Origin of the sequence: Kordia antarctica (assembly GCF_009901525.1) — a bacterium.
In the GTDB taxonomy this organism is placed as follows: Bacteria; Bacteroidota; Bacteroidia; order Flavobacteriales; family Flavobacteriaceae; genus Kordia; species Kordia antarctica.
Genome location: NZ_CP019288.1, coordinates 3,864,464 through 3,885,506, shown reverse-complemented (window position 1 = coordinate 3,885,506; position 21,043 = coordinate 3,864,464). Strand labels below are relative to the sequence as shown.

The following is a 21,043-nucleotide window of genomic DNA, read 5'->3' as shown; positions in this document are numbered from 1 at the left end:
ATTAAACATGAAAAAAATCTATTTCGTATTCGCAATATGTTTACTAATAGTAAGCTGTAAAAACGACGCTAAGTCAAACGAGACAGAGACAGGAGAAGAAAAATTAGGATACACAGAATCAGTAACTGTTGGAAATGAATTTGAAACATTTTCAGGAATGTTTTTATACTTAGAAAGTGAAAAAGCTGCTGTATTTCAAACTGCTGGAAGTAAAATGTATGGTGTTGTTGTGGACGATCAAATGTTGGCATTAAACGAACAATGCAAACAATTTAAGAACGAAGACCACAATATGATTCCTGTCGTTATTAGAGGCGTACGGAAACCAAATCCTATAAAAGATGCTTGGGAAGAAGTTATAGAAATTAAACAAATTGTTTCTGTACAAAAGCCAAACGAAAATCAAGATGGTACTATTATCATCAAAAACAATCAATAATTCGATTAAAATATAACACATAGTTAGAATGTTACACATAAAAAATCTACACGCAGGTATTGAAGGAAAAGGAATTCTGAAAGGAATCAACCTTGAAGTTAACGCAGGAGAAGTACATGCGATCATGGGACCAAACGGATCAGGAAAAAGTACGTTGTCTGCTGTTATTGCAGGAAAAGATGAATATGAAGTTACAGATGGAGAAATTTTCTTGAATGGTAAAAATATTGAAGACCTTTCTGCCGAAGAGCGCGCACACGAAGGCGTATTTTTATCGTTTCAATATCCTGTAGAGATCCCTGGAGTTTCTGTGACAAATTTTGTTAAAACAGCAATCAACGAAACACGCAAAGCAAAAGGCGAAGCAGATATGCCAGCTAGCGAAATGTTGAAGAAAATTCGCGAGAAAGCGGAATTATTAGAAATTGATAGAAAGTTTTTGTCACGTTCGCTAAACCAAGGTTTTTCTGGTGGAGAAAAGAAAAGGAACGAAATTTTCCAAATGGCAATGTTAGAACCAAAATTAGCCATCCTTGACGAAACGGATTCTGGTTTGGATATTGACGCGTTGCGAATTGTTGCCAATGGCGTGAATAAATTACGCAGCAAAGACAACGCTGTGATTGTAATTACGCATTACCAACGTTTGTTAGATCATATTATTCCAGATTTTGTACACGTTATACATGACGGAAAAATTGTAAAGTCGGGAACGAAAGAATTGGCGTTAGAATTGGAAGAAAAAGGATACGACTGGATTAAACAAGAAGCGACTATTTAAGGATCGATTTTTAAAACGACACACATGGAGTTAAAAGATAAATTATTGTCATCCTTTATGGTTTTTGAAGATCGTTTGCACGATGAATCAAAACACTTGAATGATATTCGTAACGATGCGATTCAATCGTTTCAAGAAAAAGGATTTCCCACTAAAAAAGAAGAAGATTGGAAATATACATCACTAAATGCTTTGTTGAAGCATGATTATTGTATTTCTCCAAAACAAGAAACCGCCGTAGAATTTAAGGAAGTAAAGAAATATTTCATTGACGATATTGATACGTATAAAATTGTATTTATTGACGGAAAATATAGTTCTTTCCTTTCTGAAACTACACATGACGGAATTGATGTTTGCCTGATGAGTTCTGCATTGAACAAGCCGAAGTATAAAATTATTGTTGATTCATATTACAACAAAGCTGCAAAATCTGATCACAGTTTAACGGCATTAAATACCGCATTTGCTTCGGAAGGCGCATACATTCATATTCCTAAGAATAAAGTAGTTACAAAGCCAATTCAAATTGTTCACTTTTCTACTGGAAATGAAGCAACTTTAATGTTACAACCACGTAATTTAATTGTCGTTGACGAGAATTCACACGTACAAATTATTGAGCGTCATCAAAGTTTGACATCAAATGTAGTATTGACAAATTCGGTAACCGAAATTTTCGCAAATAAGCGCGCTATTGTTGATTATTACAAGATTCAGAATGATAACCAAGAAGCTTCTCTGATTGATAATACGTATGTTTCTCAAAAGCAAAGCAGTCGTGCTTCTGTACATACATTTTCTTTTGGTGGAAAACTGATTCGCAACAATCTGCAATTCTTCCAAAAAGGAGAACATATAGATTCTACTTTAAAAGGAATTACGATTATTGGTGATAAACAACATGTAGATCATAATACATTGGTGCATCATATTGAACCAAATTGTGAAAGTCACCAAGATTATAAAGGTATTTTTGCAGATCGTTCTACGGGAGTTTTCAACGGAAAAGTCGTAGTAGAAAAGGAAGCACAGAAGACAAACGCATTCCAGGCAAATAATAATATTTTAGTAGACGATAAAGCTACGATTAACACCAAACCTCAACTTGAAATTTTTGCAGATGATGTAAAATGTTCACATGGTTGTACTATTGGTCAGTTGGATAAAGATGCTTTATTTTATATGCAAACGCGCGGAATTCCTAAGAAGGAAGCAAAAGCATTACTTACGTATGCTTTTGCTAATAACGTTTTAGAAAGCGTGAAGATAAACGCCATTAAAACTCGAATCAATAAATTAATCGCTCAGAAATTAGGTGTTAATTTAGGATTCGATTTGTAAAAAAAGGAAAGATCAATTAATAAAAGAGGCTTTCTAAAAAGGCTTACTTATTGTCATTTCGAGCGCAGTCGAGAAACATTAAATCTCGATTATCAAAGCATTTCGACTGTGCTCAATTTGACAATTGTATCTATTCTTGACTTTTAAAAGATTACAATTCAATCTCTTCCGCAAGAATTCTGTGAATATCTACCTCAGGAAGTACTATTTGTAATTGTATTGCAATGGAAGCAAATTGCGGATCTTGTCGCAATTGCTGCCACATATTTTTGATAAATTGATTAAAGCTCTCGTCATTTTGTTGTTGATATTCTGGATGATCTTTTATCATTATTAAGATTTGCTGAATGGTTTCTCTACCTTGTGCAACTTTAGTTTTGATAGGTTCATGTAAATGTGCCAATACATCATGAGCAACTTCCAAGCAATTGGCTCCAATTATAAATTGATGTTTTCTTTTTTGCGGAACATCTTTGTTTTTTGACACAAACATTTGATTTTGTAAAATGCTCATCCGACTCGATTCTACAAACCCAAACTGTTTTAATACTTCTTGATTTTCTAAAAGCCAACGTTCAATCTCCGCAAAGAAGCGGAAAGATTTGGAACGAAGCAATTCAGAAATCAATCCAACTTTAAAAAGTGACGTTTCAAAGAAGGTGTTTTTTTCTATAATACTTGTTTTCATCTGTTTGTATTTTATTGTTCTTACTATATATTAGATAGTATAATAAGCAACGTGGGTTTATTCGTAGTTTAAAACTTGTCTAGTTTCGCCGTTTTCATCAATATCGGTTGTCCATTCCATCGCATCATCTGTAATACTTACTTTGATGTTAATCATGCTTGCTGGATCGTTAATCAACTTTAATTTTTGTGTTTCAATAATTACTGGAAGTTCTTGAATTTCTAAAGGTCGTTGTGCCAATCTACTTTCAACTTCCGGAATCATTACTGCATAGAAAGCATCCTGAGGAATTGATGTATCAACAAATCGGTAACTTACTTCTGCAAAGCCATAGGCTACTTTATTTACAGCCGTCTCATATTTTTGAGTTGATTCTGAACTTGCAGTCGTTTGTGTTGAACCATCCGCAGTTTTTGTACTGTCTGGACTATCAGCAGTTGGTGCAGCTTCTTCACTAGGCGTATTTGCTGTTTTTAGTTCGGATGCAGCTGCGGTTGATTTTCCACTTGCTGCTTGTGCAACATCTATTGCCAATGAATCCAAAGTGTCTTGTTTGTCAGGGTAAAAAGACAAAAAACTGGCATTAAATGCGACGATGAATGCTGTTTTCACTTCTCTCTCTGTGTACGGACGTGAAGTTGATTGTGTGGCATCAACAGCAACAGGAATAGTAAGTTCCATATTTTTAATACGAATATTTGGAACTGAAAAATGCTTTAACATAGGATTGTTGGCATATTCATTCGCTATAACTAACGTTTCAATATCAGATTGTACTTTGGCATTTGTTATTTCCTTGTAAATCTTCCCTATATAGTCTTTTAATAAAATCATGATTTTGTTTGTTTTTAGGTTAAGGAAACCTCCGAAGAGGCTTCCCTAATTTGTTTAGTGAACTAAGATTTAAGCTTGTGTGATAGCTTCTTCAAGAATATCTAAAACTCTACTCATACCTGCTGGCATTTCGTCTTGCACTGCGTGAATTCTAATATTCATACTGTACGTACGTGTAGACTCATCAGAGTAACGAGATTTCTTTTGGTAAGAATAACTACCGTTGAAGTTTAATCTTCCAAATCCCCAACGTAATTTCAAATCAACACTTAATGCTAATTTGTGATCAGTTGTCGTTTCTACTTGTGTAACACTAGAGATTTTTGCATTAAAATCAATTGTAGTGTCTGCAACTCGTAAATACGGAATTGGAATAATGGTTAACAAAGGTGTTGTCAATGTTACTTCTGTTGCTAGTCCTTCAACATCTTTCATGTACTTGAATGTAACATTTTTGACATTTCCTGTATCATCAAGACCAACTGCGTTGATAAAATCTACTGTTGATAAAGCTGCTGCGGCTTGCGCGTCAATAACTGCTGTTAATGGCTTCCCTAACATCGCACTAAAGTTGATGTTAGCTATTTCATTTGGATTTACTGGCATAATTGTAATAATTAAAATTTTGAACCTACTCTTTTTTAAAGGATTTTCGGCTTTCTCCTTGGTTTGTAAAAAATAGTAGCGAACTGTTTTCTACGTCATTTTAAGCTTAAAATTATATTCTTTTCGAAAGAATAACATTGCAAATGTAAAACATATGTTTAAATTATACAAACATATTACATAAATATAATGTAAAATGTTATAATTAAATTGTAATATGTTGTAATTTAATGAGATGGGAATTGAGAAATTTAAAAATATTCTGTATTATACAAGAAGTTGTTCAAATTAATAGCATACTTATGTATACAAAGAAGCATTAAATAGCTGAAAATGTTTTACATATTAAAACATATGTTTGAAATTAAACGAAATTTGTATAGGAGAATAGAATTTTTTACACGAAACAGGTTCTCGATACGATTTTTCGTGCCTCAAAATCACTCGAACTGACGCTTCATTATACTTTTGAATTCAAAATGCACAATGGATTATATATATACAAAGTTAGATTGAACTCACGTTAATTATTCAATTGCTGAAGAAATTTCACTTAGGAATTTATTGAAATCTATGCCGTCACTTCCGGCTAATCCAAAACGAACTACAACTAAGTCTTTTGATGGAATGATATATACACGTTGTCCTTGATAACCGTTTGCCGAATACATGTCTTTTGGTACATCTGGGTGAAATCCGCCAGCGTTTAGCCAAAAGTGTGCTCCGTAACGTGCGTCTGAAGTTGGTGTTGGCTTGGTAATATAATCTACCCAAGAATCATCAAATATTTGGGTGCCATTCCAGTTTCCTCTGTGTAAGTATAGCAATCCGAATTTTGCCCAATCGCGCGTGTTTGCCCAAGAATATGATGAACCTACATAGTTTCCTTCCATATCAGCTTCAATCAACATAGAATGCATTCCTATTTTGTCAATAAAGTTTACATACGGAAAGTCTAAGTATTCTTGATGATTTTTGAATTGCTTGCGCAAGATTCCTGATAGCAAGTTGGAAGTTCCTGAAGAGTAATACCAAGTTTCGTTGGGTTTTCCAACCAACGGTTTTTCAACTTGCGATTTGGTCATGTCTTTTTCTAAGAATAACATTTTGGTTACGTCAGATATTTTACCATAATCTTCTTCCCATTCTAAACCACTATTCATTTGTAATAGATTGTGAATTGTGATTGCGTTACGTTCATCGCTTTTCCAGGCTTCTATTGGTGCTTTGTCCCAAACATTGAGTTTTCCTTGATATTGTAAGACTCCATACATTGTACTTATCAAACTTTTAGTCATGGACCAACCTAAGATTCTAGAGTCTTTATTAAATCCATCTGCATATTGTTCTGCCAGTATTTGATCTTTGTAGATTATTAAAACAGCGCGTGTTTTTTTGAGATCTTCTCCGTTTTCTTTCGCGAAAGCGTAATTAACAGCGTTATTTATTTTATCGTAATCAACATTTGAAAATGTAGTATCTTTTTGCTCCATATTTCCGTATGGATATGACGACATCCGCGCAATATTTGTACGATATGGTATTGGTGTCTCTTTAGAAACATCATACTCATCATCAATGAGAACACTTCCTAAGCCTTTTCTGTACACAGCAGTTCGTTCCATGAAACCGTATACAGATGCCGAAGCTGATTTTGTAGCTTCGTTCACAACATCTACTGCAATATTTACAGGTCCAAAATTATTATCTGTCTTATCGGTAAATTCGGCAGTTCTTCCAGCAACAAAGACTGACGAACTCATATTTTTAGCAGAATATCCTGAGATAATGTTTAGTCGCGAATAATTAAACGCAACAACAATTGCAAGAATCGCAATGATAACGAGTGAAATTTTTAAGGCTTTTTTCATGACAAATGATTTTCGAACTTCAAATATATTAAAATGAAATTTAGTTTATACGTTTCAATAGTGTTTTTCCTTATTCAAAATTAGGAAAAACACTTTAAAAAAGTATCCATAAAGCTGTCTATCAATCGATTAATTAAAGAGAACTTTGTAAAACTGTTACGTAACGGTAAAATAAATATAAACCATTTAAAAATTTAACAACCATGAAAAAAAAGAAAAAAAGTTTAAAGAAATTGACATTGAACAAAAAAGTTGTGTCAAATTTAGAAGGAAATCAAGTTAGCGGTGGAACACTTGTTACCGTTTTTTGTCCAACTGCGCTCAACTGTCCAACAAGATTTAACTGTCCAACATTTGGTGCTTGTCCGACATTACGCATTGATTGTGTAAAGACTTTAGATAGTGGTTGCATTAGAACTATAGATTGTTCGTTTGCTGGCTGTCCTTCAGGATTTATATGCTAAAAACAACCTAACTAAATTAGTGAAGAAGCTGTTGTAATGACGGCTTCTTTTTTTAGCTATTTGCTGCTAATAACTTACTCTTTCCACTGTAAAGATTCAATCAACGTACGAATGTCTTTTTTGATATATACAACCGCTGGATAAATGGAATCGTAATTTGGTTTCGCGTTAAAGTATAATGAACCTGTTAGGAAATGTTTTGTACTGTCAGTGACATAAAATTGTGCTTGCGAAGCTGCATTTCCTTCTACTTCATAGACTATTCCGTAGACATTTTGTTCTTTGTTGTCATAGATAGTTGGATCTATAGCGTCTGCTTTTACAGCATGCTCGTAGGTAAGTTTTTGCACATCTTCTAGTAATTTATCTAAATTTCCATTAATCGGAATGTATGATAAATGCAAGGTTCCGTTAAGCGCAGGATATTCTAAATTTATCCAACATTTTTTCTTCTTTGGAACAATCAACGCAATTTCGTTTTTGTCAAATGTAAACGGACAATCTGATTGTACTTTGGTATAGTTTGCCGTTGGATATTCTAAACTTAGAAATCCTTTTGGTTTGGGCAACACTTCTCCATCACAAGAAATCAATAGCATACTAAGAACGAATGTGATACTTATATATTTGATTATCTTCATTATTTGAGTGTTACTTTTACTTGTTTTAAACGTTTATTGTCTATTACTTCCACAGCAAACGTATAATCACCGAAGTTTATTTTATCTTTTACTTTTGGAAAACCTCTAAATATTTCTAATACAAATCCTGCAATGGTTTCAGATTCTCCTTTGTGTGATTCAAATTCGGAAGTATCAACCAATCCGATTACTTTGTAAAAATCTTTTAGATTCGTTTTTCCTTCAAAGACATAATTTTTATCATCAATTTTAGAGTAAATTAAATCTTCATCATCAAATTCGTCACTAATATCGCCTACAATTTCTTCAATTACATCTTCTAACGATACTAAACCAGATGTTCCGCCATATTCATCAACTACAATGGCTAAGTGAATTTTTTTGTCTTGAAATTCGCGTAATAAGTCGTCTAGTTTTTTGTTTTCAGGAACGAAATAAGGTTTCCGAAGTATCGTTGTCCATCCATAATCAGCAGTATCAATGTGCGGAATTAAATCTTTTACATATAAAATTCCTGAAATATCGTCCAAACTATCTTTGTATACTGGAATTCGCGAATATCCTTTTTTGACAATTTCTTGAATTACTACATTGTATTTCATATCTTCTCGCAATGCAAATACGTCCATTCGTGGTTGCATTACTTGTTTGGTATCTGTATTTCCAAACGAGACAATTCCTTGTAAAATTTTCTGTTCTTCTTTGGTAGTTTCGTGCTCAGAGGTCAATTCTAATGCTTGTGATAATTGATCTACCGAAAGATGGGAACGTTGCTTTCCGAGTCGTTTCTGAATTAATCCAGATATATAACTCATCGGAACACTAATTGGCGTAAAGAGTTTGTCTAAAACAATCAATGGATACGCCATCATTGCGGAAAATTTGTGCTTGTTTCTACTTGCGTATACTTTTGGTAAAATTTCTCCAAAGAGTAAAATTAAGAAGGTAACTACACCAATTTCTATGACCAATCGAATCCAAATTGTCGTAATTCCTGAAAAGAAAACATCGCTCACCGAAGCAAATAATAGCACGGTGCTAATGTTGATAAAGTTATTTGCAACTAAGATAGTTCCTAATAGTTTTTTAGGTTTTCGAAGTAATTTAGCGACTAATCGCATGCGAGCAGAATCAGATGCTGTCGCTTCGTTTACATCAGTTTGCGATAAGGAAAATAGTGCTACTTCGGCTCCAGAAATGAGCGCAGAGCAAAATAATAAGATACCAAAAAAAACAATTTTAAATATAATCAGTCCTGTAAAGGCTGTTGTAAATAGTAGTATACTGGGTTCTGGATCCAAAGTTTAAATGGTTAGTTATATTTCGATTAAAATGGTAGATCATCTTCTTCTTCAACTTGCGACGCTTCTGGCGCAGTTTGTTGCGGCTGTTGCGGTTGCTGTACAGGTTGCGCTGGTTGTCCAGCAGCTTGATGATTTGTTGTTGTATCTGTATTCGTATTTGTAGTAGCCGCTGGTTTATTTGCCGCTGCTGCATTTGATTGTGCTTCTTTCTTGGTAGACAAAAATGTGAAATCGGTTACTTGCACTTCCGTAGAATATCGAGTATTTCCATCTTCACCTTGCCATTGTCTGTTTTTCAAACGTCCTTCTACATATACTTTATCGCCTTTACTAAGGTATTTTTCACAGACTTCAGCCGCTTTGTTACGGACAACAACATTGTGCCAATCTGTATTTACAACGCGTTCGCCTGTTTGCTTATTTGTGTATGAATCGTTTGTTGCTATGGGAAAACGCCCAATACAACCGCCACCTTCAAAGTAATGCATTTTTACTTCATCACCTAAGTGTCCTATTAACATTACTTTATTTAGTGTTCCGCTCATGTTCTTAAATTTCTGTGTATAGTCAAATGTACTAAAAAACCATCAAAAATTGAACTCTTCAATGAAGTTTCCAATCAGAATTGGTACTGGATATTTTCTAATTTCCTGCAAAGATATTCCGTTTTTTAGACTATTCGCTGTTTCTACAATCCAAAATGTGGTATGTAAGTGTTGATGTGATAGTTTGTGTACTTTTATTTTTTTGTTGAATTGTGTAATAGAAAAGTCTTTTATATTGATAATTTCTTCTATTTCAGCTTGATACTTCTCAATGTTTTCAACTTCCTTTGTTGTTTCAAGCAATGGAAATTGGTACAATCCTTGCCAAATTCCTTTTCCTTTACGTTCTTCCAGAAGCGTTTGTTCTTGGGTTGAAACCACAACAAGATAGTTGAACCAACGGTTTTTGACCTTTGTTTTTTTCAGCTTGACTGGCAATATTCCGACACGCTTATTTTTTAATCCTAAACAACTTGAAGCTAACGGACATATTGTACAATTTGGACTTTGTGGTTTGCATTGCACTGCGCCAAACTCCATAATTGCCTGATTAAAATTCGCAGGATCTTTAGGATCTATGACTTCAAAAGCTAGTTTTTTGAACGTTTTTATTCCTTCCGTACTATTAATAGGTATATCAATATCAAAATAACGCGCCAAAACTCGGTACACATTTCCGTCAACTACGGGTTCAATTTCGTCAAAACAGATCGATGCAATGGCACTTGCTGTGTAATCTCCGACACCTTTTAGCTTCAAAAGTGCTTTATACGTGTTTGGAAACTCTCCATTATAGTTATTTACAATATCTTTTGCGGTGAAATGTAAATTGCGTGCACGCGAATAATAACCGAGTCCTTGCCAAAGTTTTAATACGTGTGATTCTTCGGCTTTCGCCAGATCGTACACGGTTGGAAATTCTTCTGTAAACTTCTGATAATAAGGAAGTCCCTGTGCTACACGCGTTTGTTGCAGCATGATTTCGGAGAGCCAAATACGGTATGGATCTTTGGTTTTTCGCCACGGCAAATCGCGCTTATTTTGGAAATACCAATGTGTAATTTCTTTGGAAAAGTTCATCAAATAAAAATAATACGCAAAAATATATCTTTATATGGTTAAATTTTAATCAATTAGAATATATATATTATCTAATTAATTATATATTTGCAACCCTTAATTTTTATAAAAAATAAATAAAATATATTAAAATGACGAAAGCGGACATCGTAGCAAAAATTTCAGAGAAATTAGGAATGGAAAAAGGTGAAGTACAGGCAACTGTAGAAACTTTTATGGAAGAAGTGAAGAATTCTTTAGAGAGTGGAGACAATGTTTATCTTAGAGGTTTTGGTAGTTTTATCATCAAAACAAGAGCTGAGAAAACAGGTAGAAACATTTCTAAGAACACTACAATTAAAATTCCTGCTCACAATATTCCAGCATTTAAGCCAGCAAAAGTTTTTGTTGAAGGAGTAAAGAGCAACGTTGAAGTAAAGTAATTGAAAGAATAATTATTAATTTTAAAAACATAGAGCATTATGCCAAGTGGTAAGAAAAGAAAAAGACACAAGGTGGCTACGCACAAGCGTAAAAAGAGAAGAAGAGCTAATCGCCACAAGAAGAAGTAGTTTTAAGTAAACTACTTCTTTGTTTTATTATAAACATAAAACAAAACGTTCTTTGAAAAAAAATTGCATACCAAAGTAAGCACTACTGTCTTGTGGTAACTTACACGTATGTATATTTTATTGGGTAGAAACAATACCTGTTGAAAATTGTTTAATCCATCTGTACATTTATTTATGTATGGATAAAAATGAAATCAGAGTGAATAAAGAATTAATCATTAGATCCAATTCCTCTGAAGTTGATTTTGCCTTGCTAAAGGATGGAAAACTTATAGAGTTACATAAGGAAGAAGATAGTAACGATTTTGCTGTTGGAGACGTATTTCTTGCCAAAATAAGAAAACCCGTTTCTGGACTAAATGCAGCTTTTGTAAATGTTGGCTACGAAAAAGATGCCTTTTTACATTATCATGATTTGGGACCGCAACTTCCTTCCTTATTGAAATTTATAAAACGTGTAAGCACAGGTAAATTAAAAGATTATACATTAAAAAACTTTCCGTTTGAACCAAATATTGATAAGAATGGTAGCATCATGGATGCAATTAAAGCCAATCAATCATTACTTGTTCAAATTGTAAAGGAGCCAATTTCGACCAAAGGTCCTAGAATTAGTTCTGAACTTTCTATTGCAGGACGATATATTGTACTTGTTCCCTTTTCGGAGCGTGTATCTATATCTCAAAAGATAGAAAGCAAGGAAGAAAAAGACCGGTTAAAACGTTTGGTACTTAGTATCAAACCGAAAGGTTTTGGCGTTATTGTACGTACAGTAGCTGAAGGCAAAAAAGTAGCTGAATTGGACCAAGACTTACAAAATTTGTTGACAAAATGGTCAACAATGTGTAAAAAGTTGTATAAAGCAGAACATCCGTCGAAAGTATTAAGTGAAATGAATAAAGCGTCTTCTATTTTGAGAGACATATTTAACGAATCATTCACAGGAATTCATATAGACGATGAAGATCTTTATTACGAAATTAAAGAATATGTGCACAATATTGCACCTAAAAAAGAGTCTATCGTCAAATTGTACCAGTCAAAAGTTCCATTGTTTGAAAAACATGGAATAGAACGACAAATTAAAACCTCTTTTGGAAAAACAGTTTCCATGAGTAAAGGCGCGTATTTAGTAATAGAACATACCGAAGCGTTACACGTTGTTGATGTTAACAGCGGAAACCGTTCTAATAAAGCCCGAACACAAGAGGACACCGCATTAGAAGTCAATATGATTGCCGCAAAAGAAATTGCAAGGCAACTCCGGTTGCGCGATATGGGAGGAATTATCGTCATCGATTTTATAGATATGACCAATGCAGATCACCGAAGAACTTTGTTTGAGCATTTGAAGACAGAAATGAAAGACGACAGAGCGAAACATAAAATATTACCTCCAAGTAAATTTGGTTTGGTACAAATTACGAGACAAAGAGTACGACCAGAAGTAAATATTAAAACGAGAGAAGTAAACCCTAATGGTGACGGAAGCGAAGTAGAAGCTCCGATTCTTATTGTTGATAATATTATAACTGATCTAGAAAGAATATTAGCCAAGAAAGATGGCTTCAATGGAGTTACGTTAAACACGCATCCGTTTATTGCGGCGTATCTCACAAAAGGATTTCCATCCATCCGTTTCAAGTGGTTTTTAGACCATAAGAAATGGGTAAAAATATTACCAAGAGATGCTTACACGTATCTACAGTATCGTTTTAAAGATAAAGACGATAATGTTTACAATTAATAGAAAAGCGACCAGAAATGGTCGCTTTTTTTGTTTGTGGTTGTTTGGTATTAAACCATACTCATATTTTTTAATCTTAACGCAAGTTATAAGATTACACTAATATGAAGATTTACAATTCGTGTAATAACGTTCGTCATTCGTCAAGCTGAACTTGATTCAGCTTCCCATAAAACAGTAAGTGGTGAATGAATATTATAAATTTGAGATTACGAGATAAGTTAGGAATGACTCAAAAAAGGCTTCACTAAAAAACTGATTTGAAACTCATGGTTTTTTTCCACGAATGCACGAATTTTTTTAGGTTGTTTTTCGGCACAAGTCAAACTTTCCTCAGTTTCAACTTCAACTTCAACTTCACTTTCAATTTCAATCCTAAATTCAATCCAAAAAAAAGCAACACATTCACTTCAATACTTGCAATTCATTTTCAAAAAATTACTTTTTGTTTTATCTTTAAGAAAAAAATAAAAAATGATACGAAAAGGAACAGCAGTCAAATGGAAATGGGGAAACGGACACGCAGAAGGTAACGTTGAAGAAACCTATACAAAATCGATTACGAAAACAATTAAAGGTTCGGAAGTTACCCGAAACGGCTCAGATGACGACAAAGCACTTCACATAAAACAAGAAGATGGAACGAGTGTTTTAAAGCTAGAAAGCGAAGTGGAACGCAATGATTAAACATTCAGAAAAATTAGTTCGCTTTCAAAATCATAAAGAAAATCTCTCATTAATTTCTAAATATTCATAAGATCGATTATATTTCAAGTCTAATCGATTTATTATGAAAAAATTACTATTCCTTTTTGTTGCCGTTTTTATATGTTCTTGCGATTCTAAAAAAGAAAAAACAGTCAACGTTGAAACAACTCAAGAAACTGTACCAATTGAAGAAGTCGAATTTTCTAGTGAAGAAGATTCTGAAATTGAAACAGCAGAAGATATTGCATTTGAAAAAGCATTAGAAGAAGTTGCCATTGGCGGAGAAAATCTTCGTTTTGAAGAAAGTGATAACGGAAAATTAGTAATGAGTTTTGACATTGCGACACTTCAAACTATGGCACAACAAATTGAGCAACAACGTGCTAATATGCAAAATACATACACGTACGATTCCGATGAAGATAAAAAAACAGCGATTGAAGCTATAAATATGTCTTTGGCAATGTTTGAAGGAGAATTTTGCTGTACAACGCATAATGGAAAACATTGTGAAGATTCTAAAAAATTAAAAACTTTGGAAACTAAATATAATTGTGCAAGGTTTAAAAAGAAATCATAACTTTAGGTTTACAGTATGCTATTCTTAGTCCAATCCAATATTTATTCCGATCCAGATCATGATCGAATTTTCGAAGCTTTAAGCGATCTTAATATTCCGTATGAAACGATTGAGCTCAATTCGGAAACGAAAGAAATTACCGTAAAAGCTAATCGTGCAGATGTTTTTGTGTATGGTTCGGTGAAACTTGCACGACTTGCCAAAGAAAATACACATTGGAATCCAGGTTCGTTTTACGGTGGAAATCATCAATATAAAATCTACGCGGAGTATTATAAAGAGAATTTACTCAATTATGATGTGGAAGTTTTTAATTTTGAAGATTCAATTGCTTGGAAACCAAACGAGCAGAAATTCATCAAACCGTATAAAGATGCTAAAATCTTTACAGGAAAAGTGTTTACCGAGTTAAAATGGAATGATTTTGTTCAGCATTCACTCGAAAATCCAAAAACACCTTTATTGAATACTGAATCATTGATTCAGGCATCAATTCCAAAAGAAATTTATAAAGAAGCTAGACTTTGGATTATTGGTGGACAAATTGTCGCCGCAGTCTATTATAAGTTTAATGATGTTGTTGTTTTTGAAGCAGAAGTTGCTCCTGAAGGAATTGAATTTGCTAAAAAGATGATTCAAACCTACGAAGTCGCAGAAGCATTTGTAATGGATATTTGTTTAACGAATTACGGTTGGAAAATCGTAGAAATTAATTGTATTAATAGCGCAGGATTTTATCCAAACCTCAACGTACATAGTTTGGTTAAAGCGTTGCATATTTATTTTTCTTGAAAATAAATACGCAATTCTTCGTATTGTTTTTTCATAACAGAAAACCTATTTTTATTTAAGAATACTTTTAAATAAATTCAACTTAGAAATAGCAATTATGCAAAAACCATTGACCAAAAGTGATCGAAGCAAAATCCGAAAAAAGCTTGGCTTCATGTCCATATTCATCTTTGTTATTATCGGTATTTTTACCTTTATTTATACGATGATCTTACGAGATTTCACCACAAATGATGATGGATTTAGCTATATACCAATAGTAATGTTTGGCATTTTCGGGTTAATCTTTGCAGGAATTATTGGATACATGGTTTGGGTTTTTGTGTATGATTTGAAAAATGGAATTAAAAATTGCTTTGAAGGAATTATTGAAGATAAAAGACTCCACATTAAACATAGTACATCTACAAGTACAGGATCAAGAGGTTCTGGAAGAAAAACGACTACAAAACGCTATTATCATATGATTGTTGATGGAACTCAACACACCATAGAATATGACATGTACGCGAATGTAAGCGTTGGAGATCATGTTTATTTTGAAGTTGCGCCGAAATCTAATGTGATTTTACATTATGAAACTTCAAGACAAGCAGCTTCAGAAATACCAAGAAATATACCTAGATATAGCCGAGAAAGTTATCCTGATTCAAAAATAAGAGAAGCAGCATTTACAAGAGAAGACAAAAATAATCTGAAAGAATTTTATAAGTCAAAAGTAACATCGCGAGTACGAACTATTGCGTTTTTAAGCGTACCAATAATTATCCTAGCAATTTACGGATTAGCGTCACTTTTGGTGTTTATATTTCCGTTACCATTAATCTTACTATATCAATTGTACAAGCTACTGAAAATGCATCTTAACTATAAAAAAACGATTGATACAGGAAGAAAGAAATTGACGAGTACATATGTTACTGATAAATCTTTTACTACAGTTTCAAACAACGGCAGAACATCTGAAAAGTGTACACTTATCACTACTTATAAATCCATTATAACTCCCGAAATGGTATATCAAAATATTGAAGTAGGAGATGAAATTATCATACATGAAGCATTTCAAATGTCGCATATAATGGGGATTTCTGTAGATGAAGCATATTATTCTATATAAATAACGTGAATTCGACATAAGTTTACTCAAATAAAATTTTGAACATATTTTTAAAACAAGTGCTAAGTGTTTAATTTTATTTTCGTTTTCTTTGCTCGCACAACATTTCGACTCCGCTCAATGTGACAAGCAGAAACAAAAGAAAGTGCGCTTTTCCAGAGGTATTTTTAGTTTTTCTTTTAGAGAAAAACTAAAACCGCATGAATTTTTCTAAATTTTCTCCAAGGATTCGAAAATTCTTAACGAAAAATCCCTGCTATACTGCGGAAAAGACAAAAAATATTCTGAAATTTTATACCAAACTCACGTTAAATACCAACTAAACTTAAAAATGATTAACGTGTTATTTTCTTCGTGATTTTTCCTTTTTCTGTATCAATTACTACAATATATACACCTGAAGATTGTTCACGTAATGAAATTTTCTGATTCATATCATTGATGGAAGCCAATTGCTTTCCTAACATTGAATATAGCGTTACAGTATTTATTTGTGTTCGTGTACGTTGTTTAATTTCAAGTTCGTTGTTCGTATTCAGATAAACTGCCAAATCATTTTCAGTTATAACATCTTCTACATTTAATACTGTAGTATTGATAAATTGCAATTGAAATCTGTTTGGAAAAATGCCATCGGTTGTAGTAAATGTGTAATCAGCTAGTTTTATATCGTGTGTGATGTTTAATTGTAAGTCTTTTAGATAGACATCAGTTGTGTTTAAAATTCCATCAAGTTCACCAAGACTAATCGTTAAATCGCCCAAAATAGTGGAGTCGTATCCTAACGGAACAATATCACTTTCTATAAATGTTGGACGTCCTTGAATTCCGTATTCATTCGTAGAATCTTTTGAGTAAAAACTAACATAATTTGATCCTTTTAATCGAATACCATCGTACAATCTGTCTTTTTGTAAGGTTGCATCATCAAAAAACCCAATTAATAATTCACTGAATACACCATCGGGATTGGTTAGATTTAGCCAAACTCTATCTTTTTCAATAGTTGGATCATTTTCAGCAGTATTCGGTCTAAAAAAATCATTATTCGCATATGTATTACTTCGCATACTATTGTTAAACGTAACTGTTCCGGCAGTAATAGCTTCCATGAAGAATCCTTGTCCCGAAGCAATAAAACCAGTTGGTGCGCTACTTCCACTTATTGAGCTTGTACCAATGCCGCCAACCGTATTATACATAGCGTAATCATCTGTGCTGTAGTTAAATGCATGTGGCCCAGGATTTGAAATAGAAACATCATCAACGTGTGTCCAAAAGTATAAAGTTCCAGTAATATTTGTGTTGAACGCTACAAAATCGTCAGCACTAATTGCTGAAGGATATGGATTTCCAATAAAATTCCAATCATCATCAGCATCTGTTGCATCAGCACTTAAACTAATTGGTGTTGTGAGAACTCCGTTATTCACAATTCCACTAAAAAGGACTGTTTCTGTTCGAGGAAAAGTTCCTGCTGTTGGTCCCATAGCAGCATACCCAACTCCTGGCGTTATGGAATTTGCAGCAGCAACAACTGTCCAAACATCACCATTATCATCGAACTCATCATTGTCTAAGTCTTCAAAATTTGCAGCTAAATAGCTGAACGTATAATCAAGACGCCAAGTGCCTAATACAGTTCCAAATGTTGTACTTGTTACTGGAGAAGACCAATACGTATAGTCGTATTGTTCAAACGAAGTTGTTGTTTTTTCAACATTAATAATTCCTGTTCCGTTTAGTGTAACGCTTCCAGCATCTTCAACCATAATAAGTGAACCTTCATGATTGATATTCATGATTCCTGTATCGTTTACCGTTAAATCGTTTTGAATATCTACATATGTTGCACTTGGAACTGTGAGTGTAACGCCGCTATTAATCGTTAGTGAACAAACTATAAGATTGCCGTGAGTTGTTGTATTGTAATTTCCCGCTAAGGAAACTATACGAGATCTATCAGGTCCTCCAGTACTCCAAACAGAACCGTTCCAACTAGTGATTCCTTGTTCATGTTCTCCTAGATATGGATTTGTTCCTGATACGGGGTTTTCTACTTCTGCATCTGTAAATTCTACCCAATCGTCACGATTCCAAGTTGTAGATGGTCCGCTAGATACACATGAGTTTCTTACAAAACATCTACGATCTCCCCAAAGTGCTCCATCACCAATAACATCTACTCTATTTGCCCAAGTATTGTTATCGTTTGTTGTACTTATAATGACAATATCATCGCCACTAAACATAGCTGCGCCTAAAGGAAATTCAAAAGTAGGATTCCCGTCATATCCAACTTCTCCAGGAGAAGCATACGCTGGTAATACTGCTGAATTATGTTTGTACCTTCTAACTTCTCCAATTGCAATGTCTGTTGAAATAAGTACATTATTATTAAATGACGGTGAAATCACACTCGTCGGATCTGCCGCAGTTGGAGTGTCTGCATCTGCATTATTTAAGACAATAATGTAATAGGTGTTTGCTGGAATTATAGAACCACTTATGTTTTTTACTTCAACCCATTTGTTTGTAACTGTACCTTCATAATATTGTGTAATCATAATATCTCCAGAAGCTCCGCCATCATTATCGGTAATCGTTAAAGTGTGCGTTGCATTTGATGCTATAGATGCTGTTGTTCCGCCAGCAACATTTTGTAAGTTTAGGATAACTGTTTCACTTGGTTCTGCTATTGCATCATCGTTTGAAATAAAGATGGACACACATTGATTCGTTGATGATCCTGCTGGAAATGTAAGCGTTACAGGAAAAGAAATTGCTGCTGGAGTTCCTGCGCCATCATCATAATCGGTTCCATTGGTTGCTGTACTTCCACCATCAAGAGCTACCTCAACAGTTGTTGCAACTGATCCGCTTGGATTTGTGATTTCTACACATATATCTATAGTAACTCCACCTTCTGATAATGTTGAAGTTGTTGCTAAAAATTCTACTTGTGTGCCTGCGCATGGAGACATTAGTGAATTACTTCCTGGCGATCCACCAAGAGCAACTTCCTGCCAATTGGTTCCGGTATCAGAATTATCCATTGTGATATCTGTAACATGTAAAGAAGCATCATTTCCATCAGCTCCGTCCGCATCATCATAAGTCACAACATCTGCAACCGTAGTTCCATCTGCAGCAAATAAAGTGATTGTTCCCGCAGCATTAGATAAATTATTTGTGTCATTAATATTGGCTGATAGCCCATAATCTGGTGTGAAATTACATCCTGGATTAAAAGTTCCGTCTCCGTCACTTCCAACTGCAATTGTAATACAGGTTCCGTCAGCAATAGTAGTTCCTCCTGAAAATGTATATAATGTAGAACCGTTAAAATCTATGGTGTATAAACTTAGGCTTTGCGTGCTTCCTGAGACGTTACAAATTTCGATCCATTCATCATCAGTCCCCGAAGTATTATACATAATTTCAGTAATGACTAAGTCTGATACTGGCGGTGAATTTATAGTTAAGATTCCCGAATTATAGGTTATCGCATCCCAAAAATCACCCATATTATCTGCTAAAATTCCACCATAGGTAAAATCGCTACTATTAATTCTAAAACGACTTGCGTAATAATAAGTTCCAGCGGCTAATGGTGATCCAATTTCAGAAGTATATTGATCGTTATTTCCAGCATCTGAATCATAGGTAGAAACTACCCAAGTCCATCCAGCTCCAACACTTGGATCATTATCTGTTGTATTGTAACCAATCCACGCTTCAACATTTGCTCCTTGTCCAACTGCATCAGTAATTCCTGGCTCGTAGACTTGTGCGTATACATTGAACGTATCGCCTGCTGTAATTGTTGCTGTTTTTGGAAAGTCTACATTGCAAAAATCTGCAACATCCGGATTTACCGTTAGTTGCACAGAGTCATTGCTCCAAACACCACCAGAACCTCCATAGGTAAAGTTGCAACTATTGAGCCTGAAACGACTTGCGTAATAATAGGTTCCTGATGGTAATGCTGAACCTATTTCAGCACTAAATTCATCATTATTTCCAGATTGCACATTAAATGTTGCTGCAATCCATGTCCAACCAGCACCAACACTTGGATCATTGTTTGTAGTATTGTAACCAATCCATGCTTCTACGCCTGTACCAGCTCCTGCAGCTTCTGTTACACCAGGTTCGTATCCTTGTGCAAATACGGTAAAGGCATCGCCAACTGTAATTGTTTGAGAAGTTGTAGGAGATTGTATATTTGCAAAATCGAGAGCATCCGAACAAGATGATGTTTGTGAAATCGTGATGTTATCAATGTAAATTCCTTCGTCAGTAGAAGTCAATCCATTGAATTGAAGTCTTATGTCTAGTGTTGTATTGCTTGAAAGTGTAATTGCACTTGTTGCAAAAGTTTGAAAATCTGAAGAGTTTACAGTACATCCGTCGGCTGTTCCTTGAGTCAACGCTGGCAGAATAGCTACACATTCGCCATTGCCATCAAAATCTGTATCGAGAGATGCAGGCGTATTAAAAGTAGCTCCTGTATTTTGAACCCACATAAGGTTTTGATATCCTCCACCATCAACAGAATAGGTAATTAAAACTTCGTCTAATAAATCCCAATCATTATAATGATGCGCTAGCATATCTAGAGAAAATGTAAAATCGGTAGCTCCTGCAATGCTAATTTGGGTTAAATCAATTGTAGGATTGATTAGTGGATTATCTTCTACTGCCCAATAAAATCCTGTCTCGGAAGTTGTGCCTGGCAAATCAGCATTTGTGCGGTTAAATACATCTGTAAATCCTGTGCCAGAAGTAGCAGATGGAGTATATCCGCTATTTAAAGTTTCAAAATCAATTATTGTTTGACTGTTTCCAACAAAACAAATCAGAAAAAATAACATGGGGGTTGTAATTTTTTTCATACGGTTAAATTCTTATAGGGCTACAAATGTAATAAAAAATATAGCAACTA

19 protein-coding genes are annotated in these 21,043 nt (G+C 34.2%); 10 read left to right on the top strand and 9 right to left on the bottom strand.

Annotated elements, in window-relative coordinates; translation table 11 throughout:
• Nucleotides 1–7: 7 nt before the first annotated feature.
• The 3 genes from IMCC3317_RS16130 to sufD are packed head-to-tail and all read left to right on the top strand — an operon-like array spanning nucleotide 8 to nucleotide 2,564.
• A complete protein-coding gene (locus IMCC3317_RS16130) occupies nucleotides 8–439 on the top strand; it encodes a hypothetical protein (protein WP_160130522.1) in 432 nt (143 codons plus the stop codon).
• Between the two features lie 28 nt (nucleotides 440–467).
• Nucleotides 468–1,220 carry a Fe-S cluster assembly ATPase SufC gene (gene sufC / locus IMCC3317_RS16125; protein WP_160130521.1) on the top strand — a complete coding sequence of 251 codons (753 nt, stop codon included), beginning with the start codon at nucleotides 468–470 and terminating at the stop codon, nucleotides 1,218–1,220.
• Nucleotides 1,221–1,244: 24 nt separating this feature from the next.
• The gene (gene sufD, locus IMCC3317_RS16120; protein WP_160130520.1) at nucleotides 1,245–2,564 is read left to right on the top strand and encodes a Fe-S cluster assembly protein SufD; all 1,320 of its coding nucleotides are present in this window, start codon (nucleotides 1,245–1,247) and stop codon (nucleotides 2,562–2,564) included.
• 151 nt (nucleotides 2,565–2,715) lie between these two features.
• On the opposite strand, the gene IMCC3317_RS16115 is transcribed toward sufD, so the two are convergent.
• From IMCC3317_RS16115 to IMCC3317_RS16100, 4 genes are all read right to left on the bottom strand, one after another.
• Complete coding sequence (locus tag IMCC3317_RS16115; RefSeq protein WP_160130519.1) at nucleotides 2,716–3,252, bottom strand: hypothetical protein; 537 nt, start codon at nucleotides 3,250–3,252, stop codon at nucleotides 2,716–2,718.
• Between the two features lie 57 nt (nucleotides 3,253–3,309).
• Entirely contained in the window at nucleotides 3,310–4,086 is a 777-nt protein-coding gene (locus IMCC3317_RS16110; protein ID WP_160130518.1) for a hypothetical protein, read from the bottom strand.
• Nucleotides 4,087–4,155: 69 nt separating this feature from the next.
• Entirely contained in the window at nucleotides 4,156–4,692 is a 537-nt protein-coding gene (locus tag IMCC3317_RS16105; RefSeq protein WP_160130517.1) for a DUF2589 domain-containing protein, read from the bottom strand.
• A 527-nt stretch (nucleotides 4,693–5,219) separates the two neighbouring features.
• Nucleotides 5,220–6,563, bottom strand: coding sequence for a serine hydrolase domain-containing protein (locus tag IMCC3317_RS16100; RefSeq protein ID WP_160130516.1), 1,344 nt, complete (start codon nucleotides 6,561–6,563; stop codon nucleotides 5,220–5,222).
• A 203-nt stretch (nucleotides 6,564–6,766) separates the two neighbouring features.
• On the opposite strand from IMCC3317_RS16100, the gene IMCC3317_RS16095 reads away from it, so the two are divergent.
• Entirely contained in the window at nucleotides 6,767–7,027 is a 261-nt protein-coding gene (locus IMCC3317_RS16095) for a class I lanthipeptide (RefSeq protein WP_160130515.1), read from the top strand.
• A gap of 74 nt (nucleotides 7,028–7,101) precedes the next feature.
• On the opposite strand, the gene gldD is transcribed toward IMCC3317_RS16095, so the two are convergent.
• From gldD to mutY, 4 genes are read right to left on the bottom strand one after another with little or no spacing between them, the layout of a single operon-like run.
• Nucleotides 7,102–7,668, bottom strand: coding sequence for a gliding motility lipoprotein GldD (gldD, locus tag IMCC3317_RS16090; RefSeq protein WP_160130514.1), 567 nt, complete (start codon nucleotides 7,666–7,668; stop codon nucleotides 7,102–7,104).
• A complete protein-coding gene (locus tag IMCC3317_RS16085) occupies nucleotides 7,668–8,969 on the bottom strand; it encodes a gliding motility-associated protein GldE (protein ID WP_160130513.1) in 1,302 nt (433 codons plus the stop codon). Before IMCC3317_RS16085 ends, gldD begins: the two co-directional genes overlap by 1 nt.
• Nucleotides 8,970–8,995: 26 nt before the next feature.
• Nucleotides 8,996–9,517 carry a single-stranded DNA-binding protein gene (locus IMCC3317_RS16080; protein ID WP_160130512.1) on the bottom strand — a complete coding sequence of 174 codons (522 nt, stop codon included), beginning with the start codon at nucleotides 9,515–9,517 and terminating at the stop codon, nucleotides 8,996–8,998.
• Nucleotides 9,518–9,559: 42 nt separating this feature from the next.
• Complete coding sequence (gene mutY / locus IMCC3317_RS16075) at nucleotides 9,560–10,597, bottom strand: A/G-specific adenine glycosylase (protein ID WP_160130511.1); 1,038 nt, start codon at nucleotides 10,595–10,597, stop codon at nucleotides 9,560–9,562.
• Between the two features lie 131 nt (nucleotides 10,598–10,728).
• Here mutY and IMCC3317_RS16070 point away from each other — a divergent pair, with 131 nt between their 5' ends.
• The 6 genes from IMCC3317_RS16070 to IMCC3317_RS16045 all read left to right on the top strand — a co-directional run bounded on the left by IMCC3317_RS16070 (nucleotide 10,729) and on the right by IMCC3317_RS16045 (nucleotide 16,095).
• Nucleotides 10,729–11,019, top strand: coding sequence for an HU family DNA-binding protein (locus IMCC3317_RS16070; RefSeq protein ID WP_160130510.1), 291 nt, complete (start codon nucleotides 10,729–10,731; stop codon nucleotides 11,017–11,019).
• Nucleotides 11,020–11,347: 328 nt separating this feature from the next.
• Entirely contained in the window at nucleotides 11,348–12,895 is a 1,548-nt protein-coding gene (locus tag IMCC3317_RS16065; RefSeq protein ID WP_160131941.1) for an Rne/Rng family ribonuclease, read from the top strand.
• Between the two features lie 474 nt (nucleotides 12,896–13,369).
• Nucleotides 13,370–13,582, top strand: a complete 213-nt coding sequence (locus tag IMCC3317_RS16060; RefSeq protein WP_160130509.1) for a hypervirulence associated TUDOR domain-containing protein — start codon at nucleotides 13,370–13,372, stop codon at nucleotides 13,580–13,582.
• A 103-nt stretch (nucleotides 13,583–13,685) separates the two neighbouring features.
• Nucleotides 13,686–14,183 (top strand): hypothetical protein, encoded by a 498-nt coding sequence (locus IMCC3317_RS16055; RefSeq protein WP_160130508.1) that lies wholly within the window; start codon nucleotides 13,686–13,688, stop codon nucleotides 14,181–14,183.
• Between the two features lie 15 nt (nucleotides 14,184–14,198).
• Entirely contained in the window at nucleotides 14,199–14,975 is a 777-nt protein-coding gene (locus IMCC3317_RS16050) for an ATP-grasp domain-containing protein (RefSeq protein ID WP_160130507.1), read from the top strand.
• Between the two features lie 154 nt (nucleotides 14,976–15,129).
• The gene (locus IMCC3317_RS16045; protein ID WP_160130506.1) at nucleotides 15,130–16,095 is read left to right on the top strand and encodes a hypothetical protein; all 966 of its coding nucleotides are present in this window, start codon (nucleotides 15,130–15,132) and stop codon (nucleotides 16,093–16,095) included.
• 335 nt (nucleotides 16,096–16,430) lie between these two features.
• Here IMCC3317_RS16045 and IMCC3317_RS16040 read toward each other — a convergent pair whose 3' ends face one another.
• Complete coding sequence (locus IMCC3317_RS16040; protein ID WP_160130505.1) at nucleotides 16,431–20,972, bottom strand: lamin tail domain-containing protein; 4,542 nt, start codon at nucleotides 20,970–20,972, stop codon at nucleotides 16,431–16,433.
• Nucleotides 20,973–21,043 lie beyond the last annotated feature (71 nt).

What these genes read in the sequence shown, in the direction of transcription:
- IMCC3317_RS16100 (WP_160130516.1), bottom strand. Translation starts at nt 6,563, where the DNA reads ATGAAAAAAGCCTTAAAAATTTCACTCGTTATCATTGCGATTCTTGCA.
- IMCC3317_RS16050 (WP_160130507.1), top strand. Translation starts at nt 14,199, where the DNA reads ATGCTATTCTTAGTCCAATCCAATATTTATTCCGATCCAGATCATGAT.
- IMCC3317_RS16095 (WP_160130515.1), top strand. Translation starts at nt 6,767, where the DNA reads ATGAAAAAAAAGAAAAAAAGTTTAAAGAAATTGACATTGAACAAAAAA.
- gldD (WP_160130514.1), bottom strand. Translation starts at nt 7,668, where the DNA reads ATGAAGATAATCAAATATATAAGTATCACATTCGTTCTTAGTATGCTA.
- IMCC3317_RS16045 (WP_160130506.1), top strand. Translation starts at nt 15,130, where the DNA reads ATGTCCATATTCATCTTTGTTATTATCGGTATTTTTACCTTTATTTAT.
- mutY (WP_160130511.1), bottom strand. Translation starts at nt 10,597, where the DNA reads ATGAACTTTTCCAAAGAAATTACACATTGGTATTTCCAAAATAAGCGC.
- IMCC3317_RS16080 (WP_160130512.1), bottom strand. Translation starts at nt 9,517, where the DNA reads ATGAGCGGAACACTAAATAAAGTAATGTTAATAGGACACTTAGGTGAT.
- IMCC3317_RS16060 (WP_160130509.1), top strand. Translation starts at nt 13,370, where the DNA reads ATGATACGAAAAGGAACAGCAGTCAAATGGAAATGGGGAAACGGACAC.
- sufC (WP_160130521.1), top strand. Translation starts at nt 468, where the DNA reads ATGTTACACATAAAAAATCTACACGCAGGTATTGAAGGAAAAGGAATT.
- IMCC3317_RS16130 (WP_160130522.1), top strand. Translation starts at nt 8, where the DNA reads ATGAAAAAAATCTATTTCGTATTCGCAATATGTTTACTAATAGTAAGC.
- IMCC3317_RS16070 (WP_160130510.1), top strand. Translation starts at nt 10,729, where the DNA reads ATGACGAAAGCGGACATCGTAGCAAAAATTTCAGAGAAATTAGGAATG.
- sufD (WP_160130520.1), top strand. Translation starts at nt 1,245, where the DNA reads ATGGAGTTAAAAGATAAATTATTGTCATCCTTTATGGTTTTTGAAGAT.
- IMCC3317_RS16040 (WP_160130505.1), bottom strand. Translation starts at nt 20,972, where the DNA reads ATGTTATTTTTTCTGATTTGTTTTGTTGGAAACAGTCAAACAATAATT.
- IMCC3317_RS16055 (WP_160130508.1), top strand. Translation starts at nt 13,686, where the DNA reads ATGAAAAAATTACTATTCCTTTTTGTTGCCGTTTTTATATGTTCTTGC.
- IMCC3317_RS16110 (WP_160130518.1), bottom strand. Translation starts at nt 4,086, where the DNA reads ATGATTTTATTAAAAGACTATATAGGGAAGATTTACAAGGAAATAACA.
- IMCC3317_RS16105 (WP_160130517.1), bottom strand. Translation starts at nt 4,692, where the DNA reads ATGCCAGTAAATCCAAATGAAATAGCTAACATCAACTTTAGTGCGATG.
- IMCC3317_RS16115 (WP_160130519.1), bottom strand. Translation starts at nt 3,252, where the DNA reads ATGAAAACAAGTATTATAGAAAAAAACACCTTCTTTGAAACGTCACTT.